This is a genomic window from Acetobacter indonesiensis (assembly GCF_000963945.1).
In the GTDB taxonomy this organism is placed as follows: domain Bacteria; phylum Pseudomonadota; class Alphaproteobacteria; order Acetobacterales; family Acetobacteraceae; genus Acetobacter; species Acetobacter indonesiensis.
In genome coordinates, this window is record NZ_BAMW01000016.1 from 52,714 (window position 1) to 72,708 (window position 19,995).

Below are 19,995 nucleotides of genomic sequence, written 5' to 3' on the forward strand. Positions count from 1 at the left end.
CTCCTGTCAGGAGTGTTCTTGTTTTTATGCAACCGCAAACGGTCAGGCCCAGACTTTCCGATACAGATCGATAATTTCGGTATGGCTTGGCACGCGCGGATTATTGTCTGGTGAACCGGAAGCAAGCGCCTGTTCTGCCATTAACGGCAACAGACTGTTCCAGCGCCCTTCCTCAAGCCCATAGGTGGCCGGGGTGGGTACATCCAGTTCGCGATTACGTTCACGCAGGGCGGTCACCAGCGCAGCACAGGCAGCGCTATCTTCCGTGCCTGATGGCACAATGCCCATCACGCGGGCGCAGGTGGCGTAGCGGGTTTGCGCACCACTGACTGACCATGCGGTAATTTCAGGCAGCAACATGGCGTTAGACAACCCGTGGGCAACATGGAAATGCGCCCCTATCGGGCGGCTCATGCCATGTACCAGCGCGACTGATGCGTTAGAAAACGCCATGCCAGCTTCAAACGCACCTTGCATGACCTGTTCACGCGCTTCCCTGTTTGTGGGTTCGGCACAGGCTATGGGAAGGGCATACCAAATGCGCTTCATGGCAGCCAGCGCCAGAGCATCTGTAAAAGGGGACGCCCGTTTGGAAACATACGCTTCAAGCGCATGGGTCAGCGCGTCAATCCCGGTATCGGCCGTCAGGCGGCGTGGCATGGTCAATGTCAGCTCATAATCGACAATGGCAATGTGCGGCAGGTAGGCGTACCCCGCACACAGCATCTTTTCGTCGGTTTTTTCATCTGTGATGACTGTCACACGCGTGGCTTCAGACCCGGTACCGGCAGTGGTGGGGATGGCAATAATGGGCAAGCCCACTTCATCCTGCACGTGCGGGACTTTCAGAGCGGATGGTGTGCCACCATGTTTTGCCAGCACTGCTACCATCTTGGCCGTATCAATCGGGCTGCCACCGCCTAGCCCAATGACGCAGTCATGCACGCCACAGTTGAGTGCCTTCAGCGCCGCCTCAACGGACGCAACCGTTGGGTCTGGCACGGCATCGGGGAAGGCCCCTGACTGGATGCCTGCTTCAGCCAGCAGGATTTGCACCCGCTCCAGCAAACCGGTTTTTGCCATAAAACTGTCGGTAATAATGAAGGGGGCAGAAAGCCCGGCCTGCTTCAGCGCCGCGGGAAGATCATTCAAAGCCCCACCGCCAATACGCACCAAAGAGGGCAGATAAAGTGCTGTCATAGCCTTATCTCCTGAGAAAGGTTACGGCGCTGGGCCGTTCCTTTCCGGCTGTTGTTCTTGTCCGTGCAGTGAACGCGCAAAATGCCTCACAAGAAAATCAGGAGATTTCGCCCACTTGGTGTGCAAATCTGCACACCAGCACCACAAACAGGGACACCCAAGCCCATGAAACGCAGCCTGGACTGGAGAAATCTGCAGTTTTTTCTGGCTGTGGCGCGGTCTGGTTCACTGTCAGAAGCGGGCCGATTATTGGGGGTTGATCACGCAACTGTGGGCCGACACATCGTGTCTTTGGAATCTTCAGTCGGAAAAACGCTGTTTGAACGGCACCTGCGCGGTTATGCACTGACCCGCTACGGGCAGGACCTGCTGACCACGGCAGAAGCCATGGACCGTGAAGCCACCCTTGTCGCACAGGCAACCAGTCCCGCCTTTGGGTTGACAGGCATTGTGCGCATTAACGCGCTGGAAGGATTTGCAAATTTCTTTCTGGCATCGCGCATCGGGCCGCTATTGGCAGACAACCCTGCCCTGACGGTTGAAATCCTTACCATTCAGCAGATTGTCGCCCTTTCACGCAGGCAGGCTGACATTGCCATTACCGTCACCCCATCGGACGATGACCGTTTTGTCTGTGAAAAACTGACGCCGTATCATTTATGTGTTTATGCCACGCGGGCTTATCTTGAGCGTGAGAAAACGATCAAAAAACCTGATGATTTTTCGTCTCATCTGTTTGCCGGCTATGTGGATGAAATGATCTTCATGCGTGAGCTTGATTATCTGGGTGATCTGGGCGTTTCCCGTAAAATGGTACGGATACAGAATTCAAGCGTGCAAGCCCAGATGGAAGCAGCCTGTTCTGGCCTGTGTATGGCCGTTTTACCTACGTTTGTTGCTGCAACCCGGCCAGAACTGGTGCCAGTTCTGCCCCAGCAGATACGCCTTGAACGCCATTACTGGCTGATTACCCGCGCGGACGAGCAGAAAACACCCCGCGTTGACCGCGTGTGCGACTTTATTCGCGAGGAAGTTGTAAAAAGCGGCGCACAATTTGCCCGTTAACGCATCAACACACCCCAAGCACCATGATCTCTTTTTTGACGCAGAGTGTTTCCGTGAGCGTACAGAAACAGAAATCGCGCCTTACAACTGAGTCGATTTTGAAAAAAGATTGATCACAAGGACACCCAGCATAATCAAGGTGATGCCAAGAATAGCGGGAAGATCAAGGGACTGCCTGAAAAAGACAAAACCGATAACGGAAATAAGCACAATCCCGACACCGGACCAGATGGCATAGACCAACCCGGTAGGAATGGTCTTCATTGTTTGGGACAACAGGTAAAACGCGCAACAATAACCAAGGACACTCAAGACGGCAGGCAGCCAGCGGGTAAAGCCGTCACATGCCTTCAGGCACGATGTCGCAAAAACCTCGCACAGAATTGCACCCATCAGGTAAAGATACGATTTGTCTCCCACGCAAAAAACTCCCGCCTACGCGCCAATTAGTCTGATTTCTTAAAACGAAATACGGGAGTGAAGCCCGAATACCAATTCATCCGCCACCTTGTGCCCCGGCCACTTCTGGTTTTCCAACCCGCCCGATGGGTTGAAGATGTACTGAAAATCCGGCTGCAAGACAAACCATGGCATGATTTCAGCCTGATAGGTCAACTCCATATGGTTTTCCGTTCCGGGGGCGTGTTGCCCCTGCGTGCGATAATATGCCCGCGCCCCATAACTGGCACGACCAAGCCCCCACCCTAAGCCCAATGTGTCATTTTCGCGCTTGGCAAATGGTGCTTTCAGATTGATGCCGGCATCCACGGCATAGCCAATCATGTTCCTGTCACCGGGGCTGCCCGTTGCGCGGGCAAAAACGCCAACGGACGTTGGGGATTTTTGTGAAGGCCGCCAGACCATCTGGTCTACAATGCCATAAAGCAGCCAGTTGCCCCGCACCATACGTGGTTGCGTTACATCCCCCCGGGCATAAGCTGCACCCAGTGATTGCCCATGCACATCATACCGCCAGTCTGGGAAACGGGCTGTATCGTAATATCCACCCAGCTTATACACACCCGGCAGACCATGACCGGTCCGTTTTCTGTCTGGGTGATCATCATCCGGTTCGGGGTTCAAGGCATATTGCACTTCACCCATAAGCAGTGCGCCTGTGTTCATATTGAAACGGCAGCCACAGGCATCGTTCGTGGTCTGGCTTGTCGGGTCCTGCACGTTGCCCTGCCCCTGATTCTGCACCGTGAAGGAATTCCACTGGTTGCCGGGCGGGTTATCATCGGCTGCTGCAAACATCAGGGTCAGATTATCCGCGGGGCGATAGCGCAGCCGGATGGCAGGGGACGCCAAAGGCCAGGACGGGCCACCCGCATATAAATTGGCCGACGGCCCCATAGGCCAACTGAAATTGGCGTTCAGATAGAGGGCACCATAAGTCGTTATCAGAAACTCGGTATCGAGATCCTGCTGGCCGATCTTGATATCCAGTTTGTCGTGCCAGAATGCCTGTTCGTACCATAATTCAAAAAGGCGAGTAGACCGATCAGCCTCAATCCCGCTGACGGGGTTATAATTATATAACCGATCCTGCGTGATGGAGCGCCCGTGAATTTGCAGGGCACTGACATTGAACACGGCATCTTTCAGCCCGATCATTTTCTCCAGATCAACGGTCAGGGTGGGCATGGTCACACCGTTGAACGATGGTCCGGTTCCCCTGCTGCCCCGCCCAGCACCAGGCACACCCCCGGTCAGATTGCCCCAGAGTTCATCGACTTCCTGCAAGTCAAACGTAATGCCGTAGCGCCCCAGCCACGGGCGCAGACCGCCAATATCGCCCAGAAGGTTATCGTCATTATCATCGTCATCGGTATCGGGTGGTGGGGGCGGCGGAGGCGTGGGTACGGCCTTCTTGCCGCGGCCAATACGCGGGTGTGTCGCCTTGCCGGGGGCCATCCCCACACCGCGCTGTGCGCCGGGTTGCCGCCGCATACGCGTAGACGCCGGGCCAATACGCTGCACCATGGGGCCGGAATCCCCCAGCCATTCCTGATCAATCTGCACCTGGGAGGGGTCTGTGTGGGGCGTCTGTGCAGTGGCCTGTGGTAGGGCTTCGTAGCTGCCGACCGCGCCACCCAGCAGGCAGACGCCCAGCACCATTTTGCGCTGAAAGCGTCTTTTACGCCTCAATTTGCTCCGAACCGCCACACCAGCCCCTGCCGCCACTACCTGCTACGGTTGTCTCTACCGTATTTCGCTTCTCCTGTCTTAACGCAGAAAGATGGAGGGTGTTCAGCTTCCTGTCAGGTTGGGCCGCTATGTCAAAGCTGTAGCTGGGCTGAATACCCAGCCCGTTAATGGTATTGCTGTGTAAGGTTTCTGCCGAACCATGAGGCTTTTTGCCCTATCTTCTGCGCTGATGGTCTCTGTACCGCTGCTGTGGTGGCCGGTCTCCCCGGCATGGGGACAGGATCATGATGCCTCATCATGGTCCGCACATACCACGCATGCATTTCGCGCAACTGAAGAAACTGATGTGCCACCGGCCGTATCCGGCGGCCGCCTGTCTTTCCCGGCAGCGCTGGCACTGGCATGGCGGATGGACCCGACCCGCAATGAACTGGGCGTAACCCAGAAAGCCGCAAAATCACGCGCCAAGGCCGCCCGGTCATGGTTTGCTGGCGGGCCTACCGTGTCGGGCAATTATTTTGATGACCACTTCATTGGCAGTAATGAAGGCTACACAACCTATCAGGGTGAAGTCAGCGTGCCGTTATGGTTGCCGGGTCAGGGCAGTGCCACGCAATCTGTGGCGCAGGCAGAAGCTGATACGGCGGAAAAACAGGCGGGCGTGGCCCATATGTCTGTTGCGGTGCGGCTGTTGGATGCCACAGCCGCAGCATTGCTGGCCCAAAGGCGAGTGGAAACCACCAGTGCATTTTACAGGGCTGCCAGCCGTATCAGCACCGACGTGACCCATGCCACGCGGCTGGGAGAGATGACGCTGGCTGACCAGCAGATGGCAGACGCCACCCGTGACACGGCCCGAAGTGACTGTGCCATAGCACAGGAAGAAGCCCAGACAGCCGCGGCCGCGCTGGAAGCTTTGCTGGGGGCTCCATCCATACCAGACATTACCGCGTTCACTGCGACGGAAAGTGCCGCCATGCGGTTGGCGAACAGCGCCGCAATAGAAGAAAATGATCCCCGCGTGCAGGCCGCCCGGAAAGAAACGGATGCAGCCCGGGCGGCCATGCAACTGGCACGGCGGTCTTTCATGCCTAACCCGGAACTGGGCGTAGGGGCCATTCATGAAAAACAATATGGTAGCCCGTGGGATAATCGGGTTGGGGTGACGCTAAGCATGCCTTTGCCCAGCAGTGTGCATAATGCCCCCCTTATGGCCGCAGCCCGTAACCGGGTAGCGGCTGCTGACCGGCAGGATATCCTTGCCCGCCGCATGGTACGGCAGGAAATTGCGCAGGCGCGTGCCCGCCTGCAATCAAGCCTGACGACCCTGCAAAATGCGCGCAATGCCGCAACCGATCTGGAAAAGCGGGCCACATTACTTGAGCGTTCGTGGAAATTGCAGGAAACGCCGTTAGACGATGCCATTCGTGCCCGACAGGCAGCCTACACGGCTGCCCTGACCCGCGACCGGGCAGAAATTGTCTGGCACGCCGCCATTGTACGTGCCCTGATTGCCACGGGAGACCTTCCGGGGTTGAACACACGCTCGACCGATGCAGCCTCGGCTGGCCGGAACAAGACGACGCAAAGCCAAGGCACATGGGCAACGCAAAACATGGCGGCCGAAACCCAAGGCAGCCCCGATACTTCTGAGGCCACAACAGCAGGGCTACGTATTCCGGCCTCACTTGACGCGGCATCCTCTACCGACATGCAAACCCCATGAGGCCGTGTTTTCCCACCCTAAAGCCAGATGTCGTGCTGCGGGTCAGGATGACTGTCCCTATTTCCTCTTTTTATTCTGATCATTTGAGAAAACAGGTTTTCATAATGTCCCTGCGTGACTGTCGCGCCCGTCAGAGTACAAGCACAACACAAAGGGCTTTTTTACACACCACCTTACGCAACTTGGCCGTAGCCGCTGTCGTCGCCCTGTTGGGTACAGGTCAATGCTTTGCGGAAGAAACCGTTCTGAAACCAATCACACTTTCAGAAAATGCTCTAAAAACTGAAAATATTCAGTTTGCGGAAGCAACCTTCGGCACGTTATCACATATGCTTCCAGCGATGGCGCGGGTTACGCCTGACACTACACATACAGTCGCCATTCATCCAGCGGGGAGTGGCAAGGTACTGTCGATTGCGGTTTTACCGGGCCAGTCCGTGCACAAAGGACAGGCGCTGCTGGAGTATCAAAATCACGCACTCCACATTGCCCGTTTGCAGGAAACCCAGACCCGGACTGCTTTAGTTGCTGCGTTAGCCGCACAGAAAGAAGCCGCAGATGCTTACGGACGCGCCCGTGCGCTGGCCGGCACCACAGTTTCAGCCGGTGAAACCCTGCGAAGACAGGCCGCATGGCAACAGGCGCGTGAAAACGTGGCCGCCCGTCAGGCAGAAATTGGCGTTCTGGAACACAGATTTCAGGAAGAATACACATCCCCGACTGAAGAACATGCCACACAGGATGAAACATCCACGCTGATTGCCCCTTTTGATGGGACGGTCACCAGCCTGACAACGGCCATTGCGGCAGATGTTGACCCAACACTGGTGCTGGTAACGGTCAGCGATACGCAGCATGTTTGGGTTATTTCGGATGTCACCCCGCAAGACGCTGCCCTGCTGGCGGCTGGGGGCACACAGCAGACAGTGCTTCCTCCCCCTACACAGGGGGCTTCCCTTCCGCCGCTGATATCCCGCATAGAAACGGTTGATACAGTGGCAGACCCAGCAACAGGGCTGGTGCGCGTATTAAGCCGTGTGCAGAATAGCAACAACAGCCTGCGCCCCGGCATGGTTCTGAATAGCCTGTTACAAACAACCCAGACCAGCAAAGGCCTGCTGATTCCGGCACAGGCTGTGCAGACACTTAACAATCAGGCTGTGGTGTTTGTAAAAACCGGCACAAACATTTTTACCCCCACTGCTGTGACCGTGGGACAAGAGGAAAACGGACAAACCCTAATTCTGTCTGGTCTGAAAGCGGGCGATCAGATTGTGACACAGGGCAGCATTGCCCTGAAGGGTATGTTAGTGCTTTCCGGCATGGATGCGGACTAAACGCTGTGCAAAACTTCTTTTTCAATCTTCTTAAATCGCGTTTTCTTCTTCTCAGTCTGTTAGGTCTCATTCTTGCCGGGGGCATAATAGCCACACTGGGTTTGCCGGTAGAAGCCGTGCCCGATATCTCGCCCCAGCAGGTATTGGTTACGGCCATAGCGCCCGGCTTGGCTACAGAAGAAGTTGAAAAACTGATTACCTTTCCTGTCGAAAGCAGTATGGCGGGCATTCCGGGCGTGAAAGACCTACGCTCTGTCTCGCGCTCTGGCGTGTCTGTTGTTTATGTGCAGTTTGAGGATACAACGGACATCAACCTTGACCGCGCCCGCGTCAGCGAGCGTATGGCGCAGGCGAAATCATTGTTGAGTGTGCCGAACGTAACACTCAACATGGGACCACTGACAACAGGTCTGGGAGAAATTTTTCAGTTTCAGCTTAAAGGGCCTGCCTATTCGCTGATGGATCTGAACCGGATCATGACATGGACAGTAGCGCCTCAACTGAAACTTGTGCCGGGTGTGGTGGACGTCAATATCGGGGGTGGGGCCGAGGAAACATGGGCCGTAACGCTTGATCCGGCGCGGCTTCTGGCATACGGGCTCTCCATTGGGGATGTTTACCGCGCCATAGAAGGCAGCAACGCGGCGTCTGGCGGCGGATGGATTGAACACCATGATGAACAACAAATTGTTGTTGGGCGCGGTCTTTTACGAAACCTTAATGACTTTGGTGCAATTTCTGTAAAAACAAATGCCGGCGGCACGGCCATTCGGCTGCGTGATGTTGGGCAGGTCAGCACCCAGCCGCGCACACGGTTAGGCGCAGTCACCCGCGACGGCACCGGAGAAATTGTAACCGGCGTAGTGATGATGGAACGGGGGGCCAGTTCAGACGCCACACTGGCCGCATTGAAAGCAGCCCTGCCCGCGATTGAGCAGTCCCTGCCGTCTGGTGTCAGTCTTGATCCCTTTTATACGCGCTCTGCGCTGACACATCGTACCATTGCCACCGTCAAGGAAAACCTGCTGCTGGGCGCAGCACTGGTTGTTGGTGTTCTGCTGGTTGTTCTGGGCAGCTTAAGGGTGGCGTTGCTGATTGCATCGGTTATCCCGTTTGCACTGCTTTGCGCCATGACAGGCATGCGACTGTTTGGTATTTCCGCCAATCTTCTCAGCCTTGGCGCTATTGATTTCGGGATGATTGTCGATAGTTCGCTTGTCGTGGTGGAACATATCCTCAGCCGTCGCCAGCGCGAAGGGTATATTCCCTTTTCCAACCTGGTTGTTTCTGCCACGCAGCAGGTTGCGCGGCCTGTCAGCTTTGCTATTCTGGTCATTATCATGGTCTATCTGCCCGTGCTGACACTGGAAGATATTGAAGGCCATATGTTTCGCCCCATGGCGCAAACCGTTATCATGGCGCTGGCGGCGTCTTTATTATACTGCCTGATATGGGTTCCTGTTTTAAGCGCCATGGTGCTTTCGCGTATAACGGTTCCGCATGAAACACGCCTTATTGCCAGCCTGCGGGCCCGTTATGAACCACTGCTGCGCCGATGTGTCAGAAAACCACGGTTGGTGACAGGCGTTATGCTGGGGCTGTGTGGCGCCGCAGGTGTGCTGGCATGGTCATTGGGAAGCGAGTTTGTACCCCAGTTGCAGGAAGGAGCATTGGTGGTCCATTCCATGCGTCTGCCCAGTATTTCTTTACCCGCCAGCCTGCAAAGTGTGACACAGGAAGAAAAGATTCTAAAATCTTTCCCTGAAGTTGAAACCATTATCAGCAATACAGGCACAGCCGCTATCCCGACTGACCCCATGGGTCAGAATGAAACAGATACATTCATCATCTTAAAGGAACATGGTTCAGGTCGGTCTCAGGAAGAACTGGTTACCGCCATGAATGAGCGTTTGCAGAAAGAATTGCCCGACGCCCTGTATTCATGGAGCCAACCCGTGCAGATGCGCATGGATGATCTGCTTTCTGGTGTGCGCACACAAATTGCTGTCTCCGTCTATGGGGAAGACTTGCAGATACTGGCGCAGTTAAGCGGGCAAATTGTCAAAGCCATGCAGAACGTGCGTGGCGCAGCAGACGTTATGGCGGCAGACGATGGTACCGTGCCTTTCATTCAGATACAGGTAAACCGTGAAAATGCCGCACGGCTGAACGTGCGTGAACAGGATATTCTGGATACTGTTGAAGCCATTGGTGGCCATATCGGTCGTCCTGTCACACAAGGCAACGCCATGGTTTCCACCCAGGTACGGCTTGCGCCTTCTGCAACATCGTCCCTTCCCACCATCAGAGCCTTACGTGTCAGACAAGCTGACGGAAAAGGGGCTGTGCTGCTTTCACAGGTGGCGGATATTGTGCAGCAGGACGCACCACCGCGTATCAGCCGGGATGGTATTCGCCGCCGGATGGTCATTGAAGCAAACGTGCGCGGGCGCGACCTTGCATCATACGTGGCCGAAGCGCAGGCAGCCGTTAAACGCAATGTCAAACTGCCGCGCGGTTATACAACCCAATGGAGTGGCCAGTTCAGAAATCTTGAATCCGCGTCAAAACGTCTGGGCATTGTAGTGCCTGTTTCTCTGGCCCTGATTTTCGTGCTTCTGGTTGCGGCTCTGGGCTCTGCCCATTTGGCCGCGCTTGTGTTCTGCAATTTACCATTGGCGGCATCTGGCGGTATTTTTGCCCTTGTGCTGCGCGGTCTGCCATTTAGTATTTCTGCGGGCATTGGCTTTATTGCTCTATTTGGCGTGGCGGTCTTGAACGGCGTGGTGCTGATCAGCACCGCAGAAACCATCCGGCGCCGAGGCGTCGCCCCTGCCAGAGCCGCATTAACCGCAGCACATGAGCGTTTCAGACCCGTTATGGCAACCGCACTTGTCGCAAGTTTAGGGTTTTTCCCGATGGCCTTTTCAGCTTCAGCAGGGGCCGAGGTTGAGCGGCCACTGGCCAGCGTTGTTATTGGGGGGCTGGTCTCCTCCACGCTTCTGACGCTGCTGGTCCTGCCCTTATTATATGGGCGATTTGCCCCACGCCATCAGGGCACGGTCATCCCCCTTCCCCCACAGATGGAAGCTTCGTAAAAAGACACCATGACTGCACCGGGTGCGATACCGGATGCACCAGACAAGGGGGCGGCCCATGCGTATTCTGATTGTGGAGGATGAACCCCATCTGGGGGCCGCCGTGCAGGAGCGCGTCAGGCAGGCAGGCCATACGGTTGACTGGTTTACCACACTGGATGAGACCCGCGCCGCGCTGGCAGCCGTCAGTTATGATTGCCTGCTGCTTGACCTTGGTCTGCCTGATGGCAGCGGTCGCACTTTGCTGCGTGAAATCCGACGGACCCCTTCCCCTTTGTCCATCCTGATTACAACGGCTGAAGACCAGATTAGTGACCGCATTGCCGGGTTATCAGACGGAGCGGACGATTATCTGGCCAAGCCCTATGATCTGGATGAACTGGTGGCCCGTATTGCCGCCGTAGCCCGCCGTTACCGCCCATTGACAGATAATCGCCTGACCGTAGGTGATATTGAAATTGATCTGGCCCGCAAGCGCCTGACCCGAAACCACCAGACCATTGACCTGACGGCACGCGAATGGGCACTGGTTGAACTTCTGGCCCGCAGGCCGGGGGCTGTGTGTTCGCGCGAACGCATAGAAGATGCATTATATTCTCTGGAAGACGAAGTCGGCAGCAACACGATTGAAGTCTTTGTCAGCCGTGTCCGCAAAAAACTTGGGGCCGACCTTATTCGCACGGTACGTGGCCGCGGCTACTGCCTTGAACACAGCCAGACACCATGACCCAACCTGACCACTCTTCCTCAACAGGTTTTCATCAGGTCTCGCTCACACCAAAGAGCAACCAGTCCGGTCCGCAAGAAACGACGCAGCCATGGCGGCTCTCAACACGACTGGTGCGTGGTGTAACCGGGGTTGTTATCGGCTGTCTGGCCATTGTCAGTTTAATGACAGGGGCGTTCACACGCTTTGAAATTACTGAAAGACTGGATGATTCTCTGCAAGAAGTTGCAGAGCGCCTGCAATTTGCCGTTCTGGTGCTCAACCAGCAGGGTAACGGCCACGATGTTGCGCATCTTTCAAATATCATGCCCACATCCCTTGCTTATCAAATTACTGATAGCATGGGGCACGTGCTTCTTCGTTCTCCCAACGCGCCTGACTATGGGTTTGTAACCCCACCCCACGCAGGTTTTTTTAATCAGCAGCGGTTCCGCGTCTATATCATGCCTGCCGCGCAGCCAGACCGCTTTATTCTGGTCGGTGAGCCCAGAATGCACCGGGCACAGGCGACACAGCGGGCTATTCTGATTGCGGTGCTGCCAATTCTGGGGGCCATTCCCTGCATCTGGCTTCTGGTTGTTTGGATAGTGCGCCGTAGCTTACGCCCACTAGTGCAGTTACAAGGTGAAATTCAGGAACGTGGCAGCGGTAATCTAAACCCGGTGCCCGCACTTGATCTCCCCAGAGAATTGTCAACCATCCAGTCTGCGGTTAATCTTTTATTGAATCGGCTTCATAAGGCATTAGCCGCCGAGCGCGCCTTTGCGGCCAATGCCGCACATGAATTACGCAACCCAATTGCGGCGCTATTGGCACAGGCACAGATGCTTCGTAGCACGTTAGCAGACCAATTTTCCGATAACGGCACGGATTATCCACCTGCCGCACGCACTACACACAACGCGACAGATGCCCGCCACCGGCTGGATGCCATGATCAGTCAAATTCAGCGTTTAAGCCGCATTGTTGAAAAACTGCTTCAACTTTCCCGCGCTGTCGCTGGCACCGGCTTGCGGCGTGACATTTTTGATTTACTGCCTGTTCTGCATGTGGTCGCAGATGAACTTGACCGTCCACAAAGCAACGCTTCACCTCGCCTTATGATTGATACCGCGGCCTATACACATTTTATGGTCGAAGGAGATATGGATGCGGCTGGTATCCTGCTCCGCAATGTATTGGAAAATGCTCTGCGGCATAGCCCGGATGGTTCGGGTGTGCGCGTCAACCTTGCGCCCATCAGTGCGACAAGCAACACTGCGCATGGTGTCAGTGTTCCCAACAACGGAACTGCGTCTGACGCCACAACCGTAAAAAGTGCCTCTGTCGCGCTGACAATCGAGAATGATGCTGTTGCGCTGCCGCCTGCCACTTTAGCCCGGCTGGCGGACCCTTTTGTGCGTGGCGCGTCTCAAGCTGAAGGGAGTGGCCTTGGTCTGGCCATTGCGCGCACAATTGCTGGCCACATGAATGTGCCCCTTAGCCTCTCCTCTCCCATTCCCGGTCAGAAAAGTGGCTTTCAGGTAAAACTTCTTTTCAATACACTGTCAGCCTAAGGAGTATTTTTGACCATTCCTCAAACTGATATACACATCATACAGATCTAAAAATTTTTCCCAACCTTATTGTCCTTAATGAGAAAGATCTGGAATCAAAGACAGGAAATAATTTATAGACGGCGCAATAGCAGACAAAGGTGTCCGTTCATTAAGGCCATGCATGAACAGGTCAGATGTTTTCATAATAATGGGGCTACCCGTATAGCTGGGCACATTATGGGCGCGGAACCACATATTGTCTGTCGCCCCCGCAAACATAGCCGGAATAACGGGCAGATTAGGGTAAACAGAGTGGATAGCCTTTACCACAGCCTCCGAAAAATCTTTCCGCATAGGGGATGCCGGCGTGGCCACTGAACCAGCTTCCTGGATTTCCAGCTTCACACCCGGATCAGCAATAACATGCTGAAGTTCAGCACCAATTTCTTCTTTTGAATGGCCGGGGAAAATACGGCAGTTGATGTTTGCTGATACTTTCTGCGGCAAAGCATTCAGGGCGTGACCACCATTAATCATGGTAGCAACGCATGTGGTGCCAATTAACCCTACCGTAGTGTAATTAGCAGAAAGAACCTTGATTGCTGCCTGATCTGCCGGGTTTTTGGCAAAACTCTGCATAGCCTGACCAACAGTTCCTTTTTTCAAGGCACCAGCCTGCTGAAAATAGGCACGGGTAATATCGTTAAGATCTGGTTTGAAGTGATAGTTTTTCAATTTTATGAGTACAGATGCCATGTGGTAAATGGCATTTTCAGGCCGCGGCTCAGATGAATGTCCGCCCGGATTAGTAACGGTCAAGGTATAATCCGCGTATGTTTTCTCGGCCCCGCCCCACATGAAATAATCTGGTTTATTACTTTCCTCATTCAAAACGCCACCGGTTCCGTCCACATTCAGCACCAGTTCTGCGTTCTGAAGTTTTTCCGCCAGTGCCTCGCCCGTTTTCATGGCTGTTTCTTCATCGCCTGAAAAAGCCAGTATAATGCTGCGGCGCGGTTTGTAACCCTGTCGCTTCAGTTCAAGAACTGATGCAATAATCAGGGCATCATCCAGTTTCATATCCGTTGCACCACGGCCAAACAGATAACCGTTTTCTACCACGGGCGTGAAAGGGTCACGCGTCCAGTCACTTGGTTTGGCTTCCACCACATCCATATGACCCAAAATGACCAGCGGCTTTAATGCTGTATCTGTTCCGGGCCATGTGGCTGTCATGTAAACGGTATCATCGAGCGGCGTAATAGTAATATCTTTTTCTGAAAAACCACCATCTACCAATGTTTCTTTAAAAAGCTGGGCAACATCTTTTGTTTTATTACTCGGCCCGGCTACTGACCTGAGGGAAATTGCTTTTTTGGCAAGATCAAGCGCCTGTGTCTCTGCCTGACTGTGCTGAACAATTTCGGCATGTGCTGCTAGCGGTAAAGCGGCTGAAACCGGGAGTAGAGCAAGAGCTATCAGTACATTACGCATCACAGGCCTTTATGAGAGACAGGAGCAATCAGAGGTAAAAAACGGCATGCAGGATGAAGAACCCTGTGTGACAGAGCCGCTTCAATCCATTTCTTTATAAAAACGATTATGCGGCACTGGCAAATGGTGTCAACACAAAGCAGGCCAATAGAAAACCAGTATAAAAAAGGCCCCTGTAACAGGAGCCTTTAACATTTTACTGCATCACCGGTTGAAGCGGGGTTATCCGCACCAGAATATAGGGGCGTTGCTGCTTGTCTTTCCCGTCATGGAAGACGGGAAGCCTTGCCCATTGACCAACCGTCAGCAAAATCGACTCTCCATCAAACGCCATACTGTCCGGCGCAATCAGTCTGGCATCCTGCGCCACAACTGACAGAGAACCATCTTCGGCACGCCGCACAATGGCATGGCGTTCAATATCTGTCACATACAGGCTTCCGTCAGGGGCTGTGGCCATCCCATCCATAATGCCCACTTCGCCTTCATCTTTGACCGCGGCCTCAAGATTTTCTTCTGTCGCCCCTGCATCTGCCAAGACAGACGTGGGCGCACTATACAGACGGCGGGATGAAAGCGGGGACCAGTAGAGCTTTGTGGAATCCTTGCTTAGCGCCACACCATCAACACCACCCTGTGGCACGGTCGGGTGTTGTGCATTGTAGCGGCCCAAACGACCATCAGCTTCCATCACAAATCCCGGCACCGGGCTGACAGAAACCGTGTCGGCCAGAATACGCCGCGCCTGACCACTAGCCAGATTAACCACAATCAGAGCGGGGTGAGTGGTCTGCGAGGTATCGGTAATAAACGCCGTGCCTGCGCTTCCGTGTGTCAGGTCAACCCGAACGTCATTCACATGGCTGTCGTCCCGCACGGCGGGGGCTGTCAGAGCATAACGACGGATGATTTTGTTTGTTTGGGGGTCAATATGCAGCAGGGCCGGTTTTGCTTTGGCTTTGCTGCCTGCTTTTGTTCCTTCATCCAGCAACCAGAGCTGGCCATTGGCATCAACCGTCATGCCGAGGGGGGAAATAATCTTCCCCTGCGCCGCCACACTGGGAAAAGGCGTCAAATGCCCTGTTGTCCATGTTGCCAGCACCGGCCCCTTATGGCGTTGTGCGCTGGTTGGCAGAGACAGCACAATACGCCCATCCGGCAGGCGGGCAATTCCCGAAGCCTGCACATCGGCAAAGCGATCGGCAACGGTGACGTTGCCTGTCGTGTTCCAACCCTGAACAGTCGTGTCTTCCGCCCGTGACTCAGTAGTGAACGCCATACCGGCCACTAGTATCAGCACTGCTGCCCCAGCCTTCAGCATTGCCCGCAGATGTGAGGAGCGTGGCATAGTGGGCGCACTTTCAGCCAACAGAACAGAAGTCATATATCGGGCATCCTTTCAGGAAATCGCAATACGGTATTCGGACGGGACGACGACCGGAAAAGACGCCGCAAAATCTGCACTGAGGCAGCGAGAATAGAAAGGAAAGGGGCCAGCAGAACCCGGCCCCATCCGCTATCAGGCGCTGATGCGCGCCATACCACCCATATAGGGGCGCAGAACGTCTGGCACCGTAATGGACCCATCTTCCTGCTGACCATTTTCCATGACAGCAATCAGCGTACGACCAACGGCAAGGCCAGAGCCATTCAGCGTATGCACAAACACCGGGGCTTCACCCTGCTGCGGACGGAAACGGGCATTCATGCGACGCGCCTGAAAGTCCCGCGTATTGGAGCAGGAGGAAATTTCGCGCCAGGCACCCTGCCCCGGCAACCATGCTTCAAGGTCAAACGTCTTGGCGGCCCCGAACCCGGTATCACCTGCACACAGCAACACACGACGATACGGAATACCCAGTTTTTCCAGCACGGTTTCCGCACAGCGCGTCATGCGTTCGTGCTCGGCAGCGCTTTCTTCCGGTGTGGTGACAGACACCATTTCAACTTTTTCAAACTGGTGCTGCCGCAGCATGCCACGCACATCACGCCCGGCAGACCCGGCCTCGCTTCGGAAGCACTGGCTTAGGGCTGTCATGCGTAGGGGCAGCGTCTTGCCATCAAGGATATCCCCACTGACAGAAGCCGTCAGCGGCACTTCGGCGGTTGGGATAAGCCAGCGGCCATCTTCCGTACGGAAGGACTGATCTGCAAATTTCGGCAGCTTGTCCGTGCCATACATGGCTGCGTCATTAACCAGTACTGGCACCTGCGTTTCGGTATAACCGTGTTCATCCACATGCAGATCAAGCATGAACTGACCAAGGGCACGCGCCAGCCGCGCCAGAGCACCACGCAGCACCACAAACCGGGCACCAGACAATTTGCCAGCCGTGGCAAAGTCCATCAGGCCCAAGGCTTCACCAAGTTCGAAATGCTGGCGGGCTGTAAACGCAAAGTCAGGCACAGTGCCCCAGACATGCTGCACCACATTGGCGCTTTCATCCGGCCCGTCAGGGACTGTCGCATCAAGCCTGTTAGGCAGTGTTGCCAGCAGGGTCGCACTCTGGCCTTCGCAATCTGCTACCTTGCGTTCAAGTTCTTCCATAGCTTCACGCAAATTGGTGCCTTCGGCCTCCAGGTCTGCGCTGTCCCCACCGTTGCGCTTCAGCACCCCGATTTCACGCGCCAGCGCCTTGCGCCGGGCCTGCTTTTCCTGAAGCACGGTCTGGGCCTGCCGCCGTTCCTCGTCCCATGACAGCAGTTTCTGCGCCACGGGCTCCAGCCCACGGCGGGCAAGGTCAGCGTCAAAAGCGGCAGGGTCTGCGCGCAGGGCGCGGATATCGTGCATTGGTCAGAAAGCCCTTTGAATGGGGTTAGTAGTAGTGTGTATCTGTTCCGCCTTAAACTTGCGGATCAACGGGGCGTTTGGGCTCCACAATCCGAGCAGACAGAATGGAAATCTCGTAAAGGAGAACCAGCGGCACGGCCAGTCCTACCTGTGTAATGACATCTGGCGGCATCAGGATAGCGGCAATGACAAAGGCAGCCACAATGGCATACCGGCGAAAGCGCCGCAGCATATCAGACGTCACAATCCCGACGCGCGCCAGCAACGTCAGCACGACTGGCAGTTCAAACGCGACGCCAAACGCCATGATCAACTTCATGACCAGAGACAGATATTCGGACACCTTGGCCTGAAGCTCAATCTGCACGCCGCCCGTATTGCCCGGTGTCTGGAAAGACAGGAAAAACCGCCATGCAATGGGGAAGATAAAGTAATAGGCCAGTGCCGCGCCCAGCAGAAACAGAATGGGGGTTGCCACCAGAAACGGTGCAAAGGCCCGTTTTTCTGACCGGTAGAGCCCCGGCGCAATAAAAATCCAGCCCTGAATAGCAATCATGGGGAAAGACAGAAAGGCCGCCCCGAAAAACGCCACACGAATGTAGGTAAAGAAGGCTTCATACAACGCCGTATAGATCAGGTGTGGCTGTTCACCCTGCTGGCGCATGATCTCGCCCAAAGGCCGGGCCAGAAACAGATAGATATCACCCGCATAATGGTAACACAGGGCAAAACACAGCAGAAACGCGGCCCCGGACCATAACAGCCGACGGCGCAATTCAAGCAGATGGTCAATCAGCGGCATGGGCTGATCGTTAATGGTATCGTCCTGCAGGGGTTCGTTCTCCGTCATGACAGACTAACCGGGTGTATGTGCTTGCTGCCCATCCATACCATGCGCGGCGGGCGCAGCATGCATGGCGGCGTGGGCTTCTGGCGGTGTGTAATGGGTTGGGGTGTCTTCTGTACCAGCAGCATCAGACCCGGCATCTGCGGAAAAAACCTGTGTATCCGTTGGGGCGTCAGACAGGTGCGTTACTGCCGGGCCGGGTGCAACGCTCCGGCCACCATGCAACACCCGCACGGGTGGCAGGATAGCAGGCGGGAACAGACGTTCGCGTTCGCGCAACACACGGCGCACAATACTGGGCGGCAGTTCGAGGGGGGCATCAGCCACTTCCTCGGCCACGGCAGCGCTTTCATAGAGTGGCTGATGCCCACCGGGCGGCAGACTGGGCAGGCCAATGCTGCGTTCTTCCAGCATGGCGTTCGCACCCGCTGGCGAAATAGGGGTGGATGCAGGGGCATCAAGTGCGCGTGGCCCCGCAGGTGCCCGCATGACCGGCCCATCAAGCGGTGAGGACTCAAACGTGCTTTTCAGGCTGCCATCGGCATCAATGGCCTTCATGATGCGACCCCGAACATTCAGGTTCCGCAGATCACGCACATGGTCGCGCATTTCGCCCAGATCGGCCTCGCGCACCATCTCATCCACATGCGACTGGAATTCGCCCGCCAGATTGCGCGCCTTCTTGACTACTTTCGCCAGCCCACGAATAGCCACAGGCAGATCTTTCGGGCCGATGACGACCAGCGCAACAGCGCCTATCAGGGCAATCTCGGACCAGGCAAAATCAAACATCGGCAGGACCACTCGGCAGCATCATGCCAGAAGAAAGACCACAAAAACGGCTTTTCTTCCCGCAGGCAGGGCTCTTGTTTTCAGGCACACGACGCGCCGCCTTCCCCTGCCGGGTCATGACGGTTTTCGCATACAGACCTTTCTGATCTATCACGACCGCCCCTGCGGGAAAACCGCTGGTGTGCCTGCTTCCTCTGCCTGTGTCTCCGGCTGTTCAGGAGCAGCGTTTTCCGCGCCCTCCGTCTTGGGGGCGGAAGTGTCCGCCTCTGTCAGAGGCTGGTCCGAGTCTGACCATTCGGACGCATCAGTTCCATGGGGACTACGGGTGTTCTCACTTGTCGCTTCGGCAGCAGAATTTTGCTCTGACATATCAGCGTCTGTTGAGGGCGCATCTGCCACAACGGGGTGATCACCTGCCAGCTCAGGGGCCGCAGGGTGATCTGTCATCGGCTCTTGATCACTCGCCGCCCCATTTCCTGCCTCACCTGACGGTTCATCGGATTCCGCTGGAGGGGCAGTTTCCTCCTCATCTTCTGAATCTGTCACGGGTGTAGTGGCGGAGGGCAGACGCGGGTCAGCTTCAAGGTCTGGCACATCGACCAGCAATTCTTCCCGGCGGGGAAGATCAGAAAGCGCCCGCAGACCAAAATGACGCAGAAAGTCAGGCGTTGTTCCCCACAACACGGGACGGCCCGGCACTTCCTTACGACCACGCGGCGCAATCAGGGAGGCTTCAATCAACGTGTCCAACACGTTCTGGCCAAGGCTGACGCCACGAATTTCTTCTATTTCCACGCGGGTACATGGCTGGTGATAGGCAATAATAGCCAGCGTTTCCATAACAGCCCGTGGCAGACGGCGCGGGCGTTCAAGCACTTTTGTCAGTGCCGGGGCCAGATCAGCGACGGTGCGGAACTGCCAACCACCCGCAACCTCAACCGGGGCAACGCCACGCCCGTCATAACGGGAGACAAGTGCGGCCAACACAGCGTCAACAAACGCCGCCAGATTTTCCACACCGTCAGGAATCAACTGCCGGGTTTCCAACAAATCAGCCACACGCCGTGGGCTGACAGGTTCCGTACCCGCAAACAGAAGCGCCTCGGTCAGGCGGACGGCTTCCTCTGGCACCACAAAATGTTCATCTGACATCGGGTCAGCCATCAAAGCAGCAACAATGCCTGCTTCTGCTTCTGCTTCTGCTTCTGCTTCTGCTTCTGCTTCTGCTT

At 55.6% G+C, this 19,995-nt stretch carries 16 protein-coding genes; 6 read left to right on the forward strand and 10 right to left on the reverse strand.

Features of this window, described 5'->3' with window-relative positions:
* Positions 1-42: 42 nt before the first annotated feature.
* A complete protein-coding gene (locus Abin_RS06610; RefSeq protein ID WP_048845566.1) occupies positions 43-1,200 on the reverse strand; it encodes an iron-containing alcohol dehydrogenase in 1,158 nt (385 codons plus the stop codon).
* A 165-nt stretch (positions 1,201-1,365) separates the two neighbouring features.
* Between Abin_RS06610 and Abin_RS06615 the strand changes: the two genes are divergently transcribed.
* Entirely contained in the window at positions 1,366-2,265 is a 900-nt protein-coding gene (locus tag Abin_RS06615) for a LysR family transcriptional regulator (protein WP_048845567.1), read from the forward strand.
* An 81-nt stretch (positions 2,266-2,346) separates the two neighbouring features.
* Here Abin_RS06615 and Abin_RS06620 read toward each other — a convergent pair whose 3' ends face one another.
* Both Abin_RS06620 and Abin_RS06625 read right to left on the reverse strand, forming a co-directional pair.
* A complete protein-coding gene (locus tag Abin_RS06620; RefSeq protein WP_255319389.1) occupies positions 2,347-2,685 on the reverse strand; it encodes a DMT family transporter in 339 nt (112 codons plus the stop codon).
* A 39-nt stretch (positions 2,686-2,724) separates the two neighbouring features.
* Positions 2,725-4,386: a carbohydrate porin gene (locus Abin_RS06625; protein ID WP_052948177.1), complete on the reverse strand. Its 1,662-nt coding sequence runs from the start codon at positions 4,384-4,386 to the stop codon at positions 2,725-2,727.
* A 229-nt stretch (positions 4,387-4,615) separates the two neighbouring features.
* Here Abin_RS06625 and Abin_RS06630 point away from each other — a divergent pair, with 229 nt between their 5' ends.
* The 5 genes from Abin_RS06630 (at position 4,616) to Abin_RS06650 (ending at position 12,860) form a co-directional block, all read left to right on the forward strand.
* On the forward strand, positions 4,616-6,142 hold the full coding sequence (locus Abin_RS06630; protein WP_255319388.1) for a TolC family protein: 1,527 nt from the start codon (positions 4,616-4,618) through the stop codon (positions 6,140-6,142).
* A gap of 104 nt (positions 6,143-6,246) precedes the next feature.
* Positions 6,247-7,479 carry an efflux RND transporter periplasmic adaptor subunit gene (locus tag Abin_RS06635; protein ID WP_048845569.1) on the forward strand — a complete coding sequence of 411 codons (1,233 nt, stop codon included), beginning with the start codon at positions 6,247-6,249 and terminating at the stop codon, positions 7,477-7,479.
* 5 nt (positions 7,480-7,484) lie between these two features.
* The gene (locus tag Abin_RS06640; protein ID WP_048845570.1) at positions 7,485-10,577 is read left to right on the forward strand and encodes an efflux RND transporter permease subunit; all 3,093 of its coding nucleotides are present in this window, start codon (positions 7,485-7,487) and stop codon (positions 10,575-10,577) included.
* Positions 10,578-10,635: 58 nt separating this feature from the next.
* On the forward strand, positions 10,636-11,304 hold the full coding sequence (locus Abin_RS06645) for a response regulator transcription factor (protein ID WP_048845571.1): 669 nt from the start codon (positions 10,636-10,638) through the stop codon (positions 11,302-11,304).
* Complete coding sequence (locus Abin_RS06650; protein ID WP_084593508.1) at positions 11,301-12,860, forward strand: sensor histidine kinase; 1,560 nt, start codon at positions 11,301-11,303, stop codon at positions 12,858-12,860. Before Abin_RS06645 ends, Abin_RS06650 begins: the two co-directional genes overlap by 4 nt.
* Before the next feature lie 75 nt (positions 12,861-12,935).
* Here Abin_RS06650 and Abin_RS06655 read toward each other — a convergent pair whose 3' ends face one another.
* From Abin_RS06655 to scpB, 7 genes are all read right to left on the reverse strand, one after another.
* Entirely contained in the window at positions 12,936-14,336 is a 1,401-nt protein-coding gene (locus Abin_RS06655; RefSeq protein WP_048845572.1) for a M20/M25/M40 family metallo-hydrolase, read from the reverse strand.
* A gap of 196 nt (positions 14,337-14,532) precedes the next feature.
* The gene (locus Abin_RS06660) at positions 14,533-15,684 is read right to left on the reverse strand and encodes an L-dopachrome tautomerase-related protein (protein WP_052948178.1); all 1,152 of its coding nucleotides are present in this window, start codon (positions 15,682-15,684) and stop codon (positions 14,533-14,535) included.
* A gap of 171 nt (positions 15,685-15,855) precedes the next feature.
* Positions 15,856-17,127 carry a serine--tRNA ligase gene (gene serS, locus Abin_RS06665; protein WP_048845573.1) on the reverse strand — a complete coding sequence of 424 codons (1,272 nt, stop codon included), beginning with the start codon at positions 17,125-17,127 and terminating at the stop codon, positions 15,856-15,858.
* Positions 17,128-17,179: 52 nt separating this feature from the next.
* Positions 17,180-17,977 carry a twin-arginine translocase subunit TatC gene (tatC, locus tag Abin_RS06670; RefSeq protein ID WP_086613324.1) on the reverse strand — a complete coding sequence of 266 codons (798 nt, stop codon included), beginning with the start codon at positions 17,975-17,977 and terminating at the stop codon, positions 17,180-17,182.
* Between the two features lie 6 nt (positions 17,978-17,983).
* On the reverse strand, positions 17,984-18,766 hold the full coding sequence (gene tatB / locus Abin_RS06675) for a Sec-independent protein translocase protein TatB (RefSeq protein ID WP_084593509.1): 783 nt from the start codon (positions 18,764-18,766) through the stop codon (positions 17,984-17,986).
* Complete coding sequence (locus Abin_RS06680) at positions 18,759-18,920, reverse strand: hypothetical protein (RefSeq protein ID WP_158319892.1); 162 nt, start codon at positions 18,918-18,920, stop codon at positions 18,759-18,761. The genes tatB and Abin_RS06680 overlap by 8 nt, the downstream gene beginning before the upstream one ends.
* Positions 18,917-19,930 carry an SMC-Scp complex subunit ScpB gene (gene scpB / locus Abin_RS16160; RefSeq protein WP_084593511.1) on the reverse strand — a complete coding sequence of 338 codons (1,014 nt, stop codon included), beginning with the start codon at positions 19,928-19,930 and terminating at the stop codon, positions 18,917-18,919. The genes Abin_RS06680 and scpB overlap by 4 nt, the downstream gene beginning before the upstream one ends.
* Positions 19,931-19,995: the final 65 nt, after the last annotated feature.